At 64.4% G+C, this 9,439-nt stretch carries 10 protein-coding genes and 1 pseudogene; 8 read left to right on the top strand and 3 right to left on the bottom strand.

From position 1 onward, the window contains the following. Positions 1–1,548: 1,548 nt before the first annotated feature. Both QRN45_RS19820 and QRN45_RS19825 read left to right on the top strand, forming a co-directional pair. On the top strand, positions 1,549–2,079 hold the full coding sequence (locus tag QRN45_RS19820; RefSeq protein WP_284764410.1) for a PRC-barrel domain-containing protein: 531 nt from the start codon (positions 1,549–1,551) through the stop codon (positions 2,077–2,079). 193 nt (positions 2,080–2,272) lie between these two features. Continuing rightward, positions 2,273–2,428: a hypothetical protein gene (locus QRN45_RS19825; protein ID WP_284764411.1), complete on the top strand. Its 156-nt coding sequence runs from the start codon at positions 2,273–2,275 to the stop codon at positions 2,426–2,428. 207 nt (positions 2,429–2,635) lie between these two features. Here the strand turns inward: QRN45_RS19825 and QRN45_RS19830 are convergent, their stop codons facing one another. Beyond that, entirely contained in the window at positions 2,636–2,875 is a 240-nt protein-coding gene (locus tag QRN45_RS19830; RefSeq protein WP_284764412.1) for a hypothetical protein, read from the bottom strand. A gap of 301 nt (positions 2,876–3,176) precedes the next feature. Between QRN45_RS19830 and QRN45_RS19835 the strand changes: the two genes are divergently transcribed. From QRN45_RS19835 to QRN45_RS19850, 4 genes and pseudogenes are all read left to right on the top strand, one after another. Beyond that, on the top strand, positions 3,177–3,584 hold the full coding sequence (locus tag QRN45_RS19835) for a recombinase family protein (RefSeq protein WP_284764418.1): 408 nt from the start codon (positions 3,177–3,179) through the stop codon (positions 3,582–3,584). A 166-nt stretch (positions 3,585–3,750) separates the two neighbouring features. Next, positions 3,751–3,961: pseudogene (locus QRN45_RS19840) on the top strand (Tn3 family transposase); the annotation flags it as partial. Between the two features lie 273 nt (positions 3,962–4,234). Beyond that, positions 4,235–4,909: a DUF1345 domain-containing protein gene (locus QRN45_RS19845; protein ID WP_284764413.1), complete on the top strand. Its 675-nt coding sequence runs from the start codon at positions 4,235–4,237 to the stop codon at positions 4,907–4,909. A 532-nt stretch (positions 4,910–5,441) separates the two neighbouring features. Beyond that, a complete protein-coding gene (locus QRN45_RS19850; RefSeq protein ID WP_284764419.1) occupies positions 5,442–5,618 on the top strand; it encodes a DUF6480 family protein in 177 nt (58 codons plus the stop codon). Positions 5,619–5,969: 351 nt separating this feature from the next. Here QRN45_RS19850 and QRN45_RS19855 read toward each other — a convergent pair whose 3' ends face one another. Then, complete coding sequence (locus QRN45_RS19855; protein ID WP_284764415.1) at positions 5,970–6,551, bottom strand: Hsp20/alpha crystallin family protein; 582 nt, start codon at positions 6,549–6,551, stop codon at positions 5,970–5,972. Between the two features lie 374 nt (positions 6,552–6,925). Here QRN45_RS19855 and QRN45_RS19860 point away from each other — a divergent pair, with 374 nt between their 5' ends. Further along, positions 6,926–7,054: a hypothetical protein gene (locus QRN45_RS19860; protein WP_284764416.1), complete on the top strand. Its 129-nt coding sequence runs from the start codon at positions 6,926–6,928 to the stop codon at positions 7,052–7,054. A 404-nt stretch (positions 7,055–7,458) separates the two neighbouring features. On the opposite strand, the gene QRN45_RS19865 is transcribed toward QRN45_RS19860, so the two are convergent. After that, a complete protein-coding gene (locus tag QRN45_RS19865; protein WP_284764420.1) occupies positions 7,459–8,658 on the bottom strand; it encodes a GGDEF domain-containing protein in 1,200 nt (399 codons plus the stop codon). Between the two features lie 268 nt (positions 8,659–8,926). On the opposite strand from QRN45_RS19865, the gene QRN45_RS19870 reads away from it, so the two are divergent. Continuing rightward, the gene (locus QRN45_RS19870; protein ID WP_284764417.1) at positions 8,927–9,256 is read left to right on the top strand and encodes a hypothetical protein; all 330 of its coding nucleotides are present in this window, start codon (positions 8,927–8,929) and stop codon (positions 9,254–9,256) included. Positions 9,257–9,439 lie beyond the last annotated feature (183 nt).

The raw sequence follows: 9,439 nt of genomic DNA on the forward strand, positions 1-9,439 counted from the left end.
CAACTGAGGCGACGAATGCCCCTTCCCGGAGGTATTGACATGAGGTAACAGGGGGCCCGAAAACAGCGCCGGATCGTCCGGTCGCCGTGGATGGCCATGCGATGAGGAACCCCCGCGCGAGTCGGGAGCGACTCCAGCGCAGGGATTCCCGGCGGCTGCGCAAATGGGGGGTATGCGAAACCGCCGGAACAACCGTACACCCCGAGGCGGCCTCCCGCACCGTCCCTTGTGCGCCCGTTTTTGAGCGCTCGGTGGACCGGCAGGGAGGTTTCCGTCTCAGCAACGGACACGTCATGCAACAGACCGATCATGCGACGTGGCGACGCAGGATCCCGAGGGAAGAGCATTCGCCAACGCGTGCGCAGCACGATTCGCGACCCGCGGGCACCGCTTCCGGGGGCCCTTCCACCACCCCTTAACTACTTCGGACTCGTGACCGTTCGCCCGTGCAGCCAAAACAGGTAGACGGTACTCAAGCGCCGGCCCGGTTCCACGGCCTAGGATCAGCACGGGGGGTGTTTCCCTGGAAGATGCTCTCGGCGGTAGCTGCGCCAATGCCCGGTACACGGTGACACCGGGCATTGGCGCGTTTCCTTCCCCGCGGGCCGCTTGCGGGAAGCAGCAGCACAATGCTCCTGGAGGCCGACAACCCGCGCCTCGAGGGGGAAAGCAGGGCCGCGAACGCCGGCCGGGACACTGTCCTGTCCCGGCCGGGATGAGGCGGAACCGATCGACCCGGAGCCTTCGAGCAACCGATCGCTACAAAGGCAATGCAAGGCATGGAAGAGGGCACAGGCCGAAGAGCGCGCGGAGCCGGTAGGCATGATTTTGCGCCGAGGTGACCCTCGACAGCACGTGGTTGCGGCGCTACCTTGGGCACAGGAGCGAAGAGCGCCCCAAAGAGCGCCACGACCGCGATGCGAGCGGGGCGCCGCGGAACAACCCAGCCGAAAGCCCGGGCAGCAAGTTGGACCCCGACTTTGTCCCGGACGAAGTCCACGACAACCCCAACGAGAAGCGAGCAAGGAATCACCCGGAAGAATCCGGAAGCTGATTTCCCGGCCTCACGGAAGAGACGGACATGAGCGCTGAAACAAACACACCTGACACCCCGGTCCATGACGGCGTCCAAAGCCCTGCGAAACCGGTGTCTAAAGAACCCGTTCGCACGACGGCCGCCGGGAACGGCCCACCCGAGGGTCCGTTGGTAGTCCAGGAGGAGGTTGCCGGTAAGGAATCAGACACCGGCCCCGATGATCCGACCGGTCCCGCAGAAGAACAGGATCGGGCTTCCTCGGATGACCGCAGCCTGACGACTGAGGTAGCCCCGAGTGACTAGTGGATGACCCGGACGTGCGGAGGGTGCATCTTCCTGATCCTCAGGACCAGTCGCGCTTTCAAGCGCTTGTTCCCGCTGATCCAGGCTGGTGGTTGATTCTTTCCGCGAACAGCAGGCCGGGGCGCGGCGGACGGCAGCGGGCTTCTTCGTTGGATCCGTCCGGGGCGTCCGAGTCAAAGGAACCAGAATCCAGAATCCGAGGAGGAATCATGATCGCAAAGGAACACCTCGACGCCCTGCTCCGGGGCAACGGGAACGTGCTGAGCCCGGACGGGGAGAAGATCGGGGGCATCGGGCGCTTTTACCTCGACGGAGACACCGGTGAGCCCAGCTGGATCACCGTGAAGACAGGGCTGTTCGGCCTCCGGGAGTCGTTTGTCCCGCTGGAAGGTGCCTGGGTCCAAGGCGATGACCTGATCGTCCAGCATGGCAAGGATGAGGTCAAGGACGCCCCGCTGATAGACCCTGAGGCGCATCCCGGTCCGGAAGACGAAGCACGTCTTTACCAGCACTACCGTCCGGCAGAGGGGTTGCGCACCTATGCTGAGGCCGCTGATGGGGGCGACGACGGAGACTTCGTCAGACCGGCCGCACGCCCGGCTGCCGGCCCGGGAGCCGGACGGCCCACGCTGCACCGCTACATCGGAATGGACAAGGACGGTCCAGATGAATCCCTGGCGGAGGAAATGCGGCTTGAAAACAGCGACCGGGAAGAGGGATCTGGCCCTGGACCACGATGATGGCTGGGCCACCGCGCACGGGCTGGATCACACCGGGCCACCATTGAAACCTTCTGCGAATCGTCCGGCGCAACGGCGCAACGGTGCGTCCGGGACCGGGGCGCATCGCTGGAAACCCTGTTCCGCGCGGAGTAGATGGGGGCCAGCCGCCGACCCGGGGCTGTTCGAGAACGCAATTTGGGAGGTAAAGGCAATGAGCGCCTTGCTGTGGATCCTGGCCGTTATCGCGATCGTTTTGTTCATCATCGGCGGCATGGTCAAGGCTGTCGGCTTCCTGCTCTGGATCGCTCCGATCGTGCTTGCGGCCGCTGTGATCATGTTCTTCGTCAACCGCGGCCGAAACGTCTAAGCCCCGATCACACCCCGGTACCGCAAGCTGGTGACCGATCAACGCAATGTGCCGAGACCCGGGGGCAAGCCCGGACGGAATTGAACTAGTCCGTCGACGCAGCGAAGGAGACCTCAAAGAAGGCAGGTTGACGGCAAGCCCGGGTCCGTTCGCGGTGAGGGCAACGCGGCGGCCGGCCAGTCTTGGACCGGACACAGCATCCGCAGGTCAGCCGCGCCAGGTGACCGTGATGGACTCACCCTCGGGCACGGCCTTGATGTGCAACGAGACGTCCAGGCCCTCGGGATCACGGCAGGGGTCCGTGCCGGTGGTGGCGGTGATCTCTTGGATCAGCTGGCTCAGGGCAAGGGCCGTGGCCCTTCCCCAGTCCTCCGGGTGGGTGCTGGACGCCTCTACGGTCACCGTACGGACGGTTGCTTCGGCTTCGGGCTCGGGGTCTGTCTGCATAAGGGTCTCCATCTGCCTTTCTGCACAGGAAGTGCAGTGCCCGTGATGCGCAGACAGACCTCCAACGAGGTATAGGTCCGTTCCCGTCAGGGCGAGTCGGCGGACCCCTGGCCTCATTGGTCCTCCGCAGTGGGGTTGCCTTATCTTAGAGGCGCCGCGGCCGGGCCGTCCATCGGCGGCGCCCGGCGTGCCCCGGCACCGAAGGCGCTCCGGAAGCCTCGGCATGACACGCTGATCACGGATTTCTTGACCGCGCGCTGCCGGCTGCGAACAAATTTTCCTCGACACCGCATCCGGGAAGCTGGCCCGCAGGCCCGAACTCGACAAAGCCCTGCTCTCAGCCAACAGGGCAGGTGATCAGCTTGTCGTCACCGATCGGCTCGGGCGGTCGCTGGAGAACCTCATCGACTTGTCCGGAACATTGCAGGAACGCGGCGTGCACCTGGTGGTCCTTGACCAGGGCATCGATACATCCACGGCTCTCGGGCGGATGTCTTTCCAGATCCTTGGCTTGATCACCGAGTTCGAACACGCTTTGATGCCCGAACGGACTCGTGACGGGCTCAGCTTGCCGCGGCCCGTGCCCGGGGTAGGGCCGGCGGACAAAAACCAAAGCTCGGCGCGCGCCAGATCAAACTGGCCCGCGAAATGCACGAAGAAAAAGGCCCCTACGGGCGGCGTGCCCATACGGTCCAACACATCGCCGTAGAATTCGGAGTTACCCGGCACGATCTACCGGCACCCTCGCGAAACCATGAACAGCGGGCATTCCATGGCGCAACAGAACGGCAGGATGTCAGTGGGGAACGTCGGCGTGGGAGATAAGGATCTCTGACGTGGCTCTGCGTACTTTGCTCACGATTACCGAGCGTAGCCTCACCGCCGCCATCATCCTCTGGAACACCGTCTATCTGGACCGGACCATTACTGACCAGCGACGGCCGGGACATCGCACCGGACCTTCTAAGGTCCCTCTCACCCCTGGGCCAGGAACACATCAACCGCACCGGCGACTACACCTGGCCACGTGCCAACCACCTCAAACCCGGCAAATACAGGCCTTTACGACGCCCGGCAAAACCTTAGCGTCGGATATTCGACTTTTTCACAAGCCGCCCCGGGATCATCGTCATTCTCGTCCCGTCCCGGGCTTCCTCCATCTGATCAGCGTAAACATCCGCCTCCCGCAAGCGGATAGCTCTCGGGCTGCCGCCCATCGGGCTCACCGTGCCCAGGATCGTTTCACGCCGGGTTTCGTCTGCTTGTATACCTCAACCAGACGCTAAAGACTGGGATCGGGCCGACTCGCCGGCTGCTGGTAAGGGACGGGACCGGTGGGCTGGGTGGGATGATCGGTCCATGAGTCTTGCTGGCACGACGGGCGGCCCGGATAAGGGTTTCAGTTCCGTGGCGCATCATTCGCGGCTGCGGGTTCTGGTGATGATCGTTTTGGGTCTGGGGACCGCCTTGGCTGTTGGGACATTGAAGTCTTGGGTGTACGCGCCGGCCATGGGTTGGGCGGTGGCGTCACTGACGTACCTCATCTGGGTGTGGGCGATCATCGGGCGCCTGCCTGCGGAAGCCACGGCAGCCCACGCACGGCGCGAAGATCCGGGCCGGCGCGTCTCCGATGCCCTGGTGTTGGCCGCCACCGTGGCCAGCTTCGCCGGGGTGGCGCTGATCCTGCTGGATGCCTCCAATGCCCAAGGCGGAACGAAGGCGGCCATCATCGCCATGGCCCTGGGCAGCGTCGCGCTGTCCTGGTTCCTGGTCCATACGCTGTTTGCGCTTCGCTACGCGTCGATCTATTACCGGGACAGGGCCGGGGTCGATTTCAACGAGGACAAACCGCCCCGCTACCTGGACTTCGCATATTTGTCCTTCACCGTCGGGATGACCTTCCAGGTCTCCGATACCGACCTGAAGACAGAGGCGATCCGCACCACCGTGCTGCGCCAGGCGCTGCTGTCCTATCTCCTGGGAGCGATAGTGCTGGCCACCACCATCAACCTCGTGTCCGGCCTGATCCACTAAACGCAAGTGCAGAGAAAAGGGGGCGTCCGGGGAATGGAGCACGCCACCGTAAATCGGGGAGAGGGCAGATGACCGCAAGAACTCGGACCCGGTGGAGATATCGGCCCTTGATTCTGTCACCTTCGCTCTCATTCCAGCGGTATCTGCCCCGGTCAAAGAAACATTGATACTAAGCATGCTTATCAGCTGGAGGTAAGCCGCGCATCTACGGGCCCCGCTTCGGCCCCGGAAAACACCGGCCCAGGGCTGGCCAATGCTCCGACACCTGACGTTGGCATGGGACCGGCACCCCAACGAACTGTGGGCTTTTCGGCCTGGCGATCTGTTAACCGCACCGAGGGGAGTACTCGGAACGAGACTACGCAAAGGTTTACGTGGGTCAAGGCGGCGGCGGCTTGTTGTAGCCGGGGGCTCGAACTAGGCTGGCAAATTACTGAGGATGCTGACGGAAAGGGGACAGATCATGATCAGGCATGACCCGGAAGACGAGCCGAGGACGTCCGGAGCGCCTGGTGGCGACCAGTCGGCAGCTATGGAGCAGCCAGCAGGCGCCAGGGTCGATGACAAGGATCGGGACCCCGCCGCCTCGGCCAACCCGGATCCGCGTGAGGGAAACATCACCGGGCTGGAGCCCGGAGGGGGCGTGCCGCCGGGCGAGACTCCGCCTGCAGAGGACCAGATGAGCGCGGACCAGGGTCACGACGAGTAGCGGTCCGCGCATCGGAAGCACCCCTCACCGTTTCGGTGGCAGGATTTCACCCGGTCGAGGCCGATTAGCACCACACAGCCGAAGCCGCCGATCCCGTTAGTGCTCTCCTCCGCAACCGGGTGCCGCGGTGCCGGTGCGGCCTTCAAATGGAAAAGGCCGCCTGAGTCCCCCGCCTACCTTCATTAGTAAGTATGCTGATTGATGATGCCGCGGGCCCCGGCGTTCCCGCTGGAGTATGGCCGGGGTGAGGCCGGTACCGATGAACCATCCTGCCCTGCGAGGAAGGTTCCTTCGTCTCTGGTCCGTGAGAGCCGGGACTGTTCCGATCCCGGCGCGGTTGTTTGCCCGGCGTCAGGTGCTGGCTTCCCGGGAAGGGTCAGCAGGTGGTTTCTGCTGGGGACTATCGGGCTGCGGTTGGTCCCCGGGGAAGAAATCGGCCCGGGGCGGCGCTTCGTCTCCGGCCCCCGCATCCGAAGTCCCCGGGTCTACTTCGCCACCGGCGTCTGCGGCCGTGCGGTACGTATCGGTGCGGTTCACCCGGACCTTCCGGCGGGGTGTCTCCTCGTGCCCGGCAACGGGTACACGGACCTCGAGGATCCCGCCGGTGTAGGAGGCCTGGATCTCTTCCTCGCTAACCGCTGCGGGGAGCTGAAAGCTCCGACTGAACTCCCCGTAACGGAATTCGGAGCGGTAATTGTCCTTGCCTTGGTTTTCCGACTCTTCTTCCCGGCGGCCCTCGATGGTGAGCGTGCGTCCTGAGACGGAGATGTCGATATCCCTCTCCGGATCAACGCCGGGCAGCTCGGCCCGGATCACCCAGGCGGATCCATCACTGAATTCCTCCACGCGCAGCCACGGGCCGATGTCCCCCTGCAGGAAGCGGCGGACCGGTTCTGGCACGTCGAACGGCACGTGGCGCAAGAAATCGCTCATTATTTTCCTCCCAATCTCATGGGCATCCCGGCTCGTAGGCAACACCCGCGACAGACAACGCCGCAATAACAGCAAACTACGCCCCAGGCGCCCTTCGGGGGAAGAGCCCCGGCGCACCATGGCAGGCTTTGGGACCTTGACCCGGGCCGTTGCCGCAAACCCTGATGCGCTCTAGCGTGGAAGGACCAACTTCCGTACAAAAGCCGCAGAAACCCGGGCCCTTGTCCTGCCCGCGGCGCGGTCGTCCCAGGAGGCGTGCAGTGACTCTTTATCAACCGGAGCCAGTTGAAATTTCGACCAGAATGCGTCCCGGCGAGTGGAGCGAGGAGAGTTTGAATGCTCTGGTCCTTTCGTACCGGGACAAGCTTTTGGGCATGGGGGCTTCGGCTTCCGAAATCGAAATCGAGACCGAACGGGATGATCGTGGCGGAGTGAGCGTGGTCGCCACATGGATCAAGCCCGAGAACTCCGAGATGCCCCCGGCACCCGGAGACGAGGTCTAGCTCTCAAACCGGGACGATGCTGGAGGCGCACGCGGAAAGAACTTCGTCCATGCAGTCGGCGGGCGCGTTAACGACAGCAGGGACAACAACGAAACGCAACCGCTTACTTCAGAGTCGCTGGCGGGTTGGCGCGGACGGCAGGGCCGCCGGGTTGAGCAAATGTGCAGGACCGGGCGCCGGGGAGGGCCTCCGCTTTGTCAGATCCAGGGCCTCGGACTCCGGAGATGGTTGGAGACCAACCTGCCTGAGAACTCCACCCCGGACGTCCCCGTTCCGGGAAAAGAGTGTCCGATAGCAAACTGTTGACCGCTCCATCGACTTGGATGTACCCGTTGTGGCTTCCAACCCACAATTCGAGATCGTCCCCGTCTTCGCAGGCTTGTGAAAAAGTGAAGGGTCCCAGGCTAAGGTTTGCCGTACGGTGCAGTTGACTGTTGTTGGCGGGCTACGGTGGGCTCCGGGCCGGGATCGGCGCAGACGACCCGGTTCCGTCCGAGGGCTTTGGCCTGGTAGAGGGCGTCGTCGGCGGCGGCGATCATGCGGTCCAGATCCGGGCCGCGGGTTGTGCTGGGGGCGATGCCGTAGCTCACGGTGGGGAAGGGGATACCTGCCGGTGGCTCTGTGGCGGCCAGGCGGCGGCTGATCAGGGCGGCGATGATCCGGGCGCTTTCGGGGTTGGCGCCGGGAAGCAGGATGATGAATTCCTCCCCGCCGTACCTTCCGACGAGGTCGGTGTTGCGGACCGAGGCCTGGCAGGCCGCAGCGAAGGCCCGGATCGCGGCGTCCCCGGCGGCGTGGCCGTGGCCGTCGTTGAGGGCTTTGAAGTGGTCCAGGTCGGCGAGGATCACGGTGGAGACGGACCCTGTTGTGTGCAGCCGGGTGACTTCCTTGGCGGCGAGTTCCAGGAAGGCCGTGCGGTTCAGGAGCCCTGTCAGGCCGTCGCGGGTGGCGCGTTCGTTGAGTCCGTTGATGAGTTGTTCGTTGCTCAGGGCGGTCATGCTGAAGGACACGGTGACCAGAAGCACGATGGTGAGCACGCTGGTGACGGCGGGGCTGAGGTAGGTGCGGAAAGCCGGGCCGTCCGGTCCTTCGATCAGAAAGACCGGCCACCGGAGGAAATAATATCCGGCCAGCACCCCGGCTGCCAGGGCGAGGGAGCGGCGGACCTGGGACTCGCCGGGGTTCAACAGCCAGAGTTCGCGGGTGGCCAGGCCCATGCCTAGGGCCATCAGGGCCAGGTACACCAGGGCGCCGGACCAGGCGTTGGAGGCCGGATTCTCCAGCAGCGAGGCCACGGCCGTGACGGCCGGTGCGGCGAGGAGTTGCCAGCGCGGCACCGGCAACAACCTGAGGGAGCGGGAGCCTGCCCACACACTGAATGCCCCGGCGACCAGCAAGGCGTTGCCGGCCGGATCCGCCCAGGCCTGCTGGGATGTTCCGGTCAGCAGCAACGCCACGTTCCCGGCCAGGAAAAACACCAGGGCAAGACACCACCAGCCGCTGTACGCGGACCGGGTCCGGCGGAACGACCCGAAAAACAACAGGCACAGGGTGAGGGCGACAACCCCCACCGCGAATCTCAGACTTGGAGTATCGAGCACAATGGTTCGTTCCCTTCCCGGAAGCAAGCCCAGCCTACCCACAACAACACCGGCAGGAGCATTGCGTCATGCCCCGGGAAGAGAAGTACCTGCTACTCGTTTGTGTCGAATGACAGCGGTATTGACTGACAAACAGGAGCATTTGAAGCAGATGGGCCCGGGCCGGTGCCGGGCTCTGTAGACGGGGCCGGCGACGAGAGAGACTCTTGAGCCAGGGGCTCGGGCTCTCACCCCAGTCGTCGCCGGCCCCCGCGGGCAGGGGAGGAACGGCATGGGGACTGGATCACCGTCCGGGCTGGCCTCTTTGTCATTGCGCCAGGCGGCCCGGAGGGCCGGCAGGGACGTGATGGCCTTCAAGTCCGTGGCCGACGGACTGAACGGGACCGCCGCGGATCTGCGCATCCCCGGGAACCGCGGCACGCCACGCTATGATCCGGAACGGCTGGAGCACTGGCTCCGGGAACATCAGGGTCCCGACGGCGGGCATGGACAGGGTCCTTTGGTGACGGTGCCGATCGATGCCTCCTGGGACGGCATCCGGTGGTCCCGGACATCGCCGAAATCGTGGGCATGTCACACCAGCGCATCCAGGCGATTATGAACGACGCGAAAAAGGAAGGACACCTCGAGGCCCGGCGTGTCACGGCGGTGAGCCGTGAAAGACACGGAGCGTCCTGACCGGCTGACCAAACCAGGGCCGGGTTCCCTGTCGCCTGCCCTGTTCTGTTACCCGTTACCTTTTTAGCAGCCCTTAACGAGTAAGAATTGGGGTTGTTGGCCTGTC

The sequence above is a fragment of the Arthrobacter sp. efr-133-R2A-63 genome (assembly GCF_030209795.1).
GTDB classification, from domain to species: domain Bacteria; phylum Actinomycetota; class Actinomycetes; order Actinomycetales; family Micrococcaceae; genus Arthrobacter; species Arthrobacter bambusae_A.

Bases quoted from the DNA above. Each gene is read 5' to 3' on its own strand.
- QRN45_RS19820 (WP_284764410.1), top strand. From the start codon at position 1,549: ATGATCGCAAAGGAACACCTCGACGCCCTGCTCCGGGGCAACGGGAAC.
- QRN45_RS19825 (WP_284764411.1), top strand. From the start codon at position 2,273: ATGAGCGCCTTGCTGTGGATCCTGGCCGTTATCGCGATCGTTTTGTTC.
- QRN45_RS19830 (WP_284764412.1), bottom strand. From the start codon at position 2,875: ATGCAGACAGACCCCGAGCCCGAAGCCGAAGCAACCGTCCGTACGGTG.
- QRN45_RS19845 (WP_284764413.1), top strand. From the start codon at position 4,235: ATGAGTCTTGCTGGCACGACGGGCGGCCCGGATAAGGGTTTCAGTTCC.
- QRN45_RS19850 (WP_284764419.1), top strand. From the start codon at position 5,442: ATGGAGCAGCCAGCAGGCGCCAGGGTCGATGACAAGGATCGGGACCCC.
- QRN45_RS19855 (WP_284764415.1), bottom strand. From the start codon at position 6,551: ATGAGCGATTTCTTGCGCCACGTGCCGTTCGACGTGCCAGAACCGGTC.
- QRN45_RS19860 (WP_284764416.1), top strand. From the start codon at position 6,926: ATGGGGGCTTCGGCTTCCGAAATCGAAATCGAGACCGAACGGGATGAT.
- QRN45_RS19870 (WP_284764417.1), top strand. From the start codon at position 8,927: ATGGGGACTGGATCACCGTCCGGGCTGGCCTCTTTGTCATTGCGCCAG.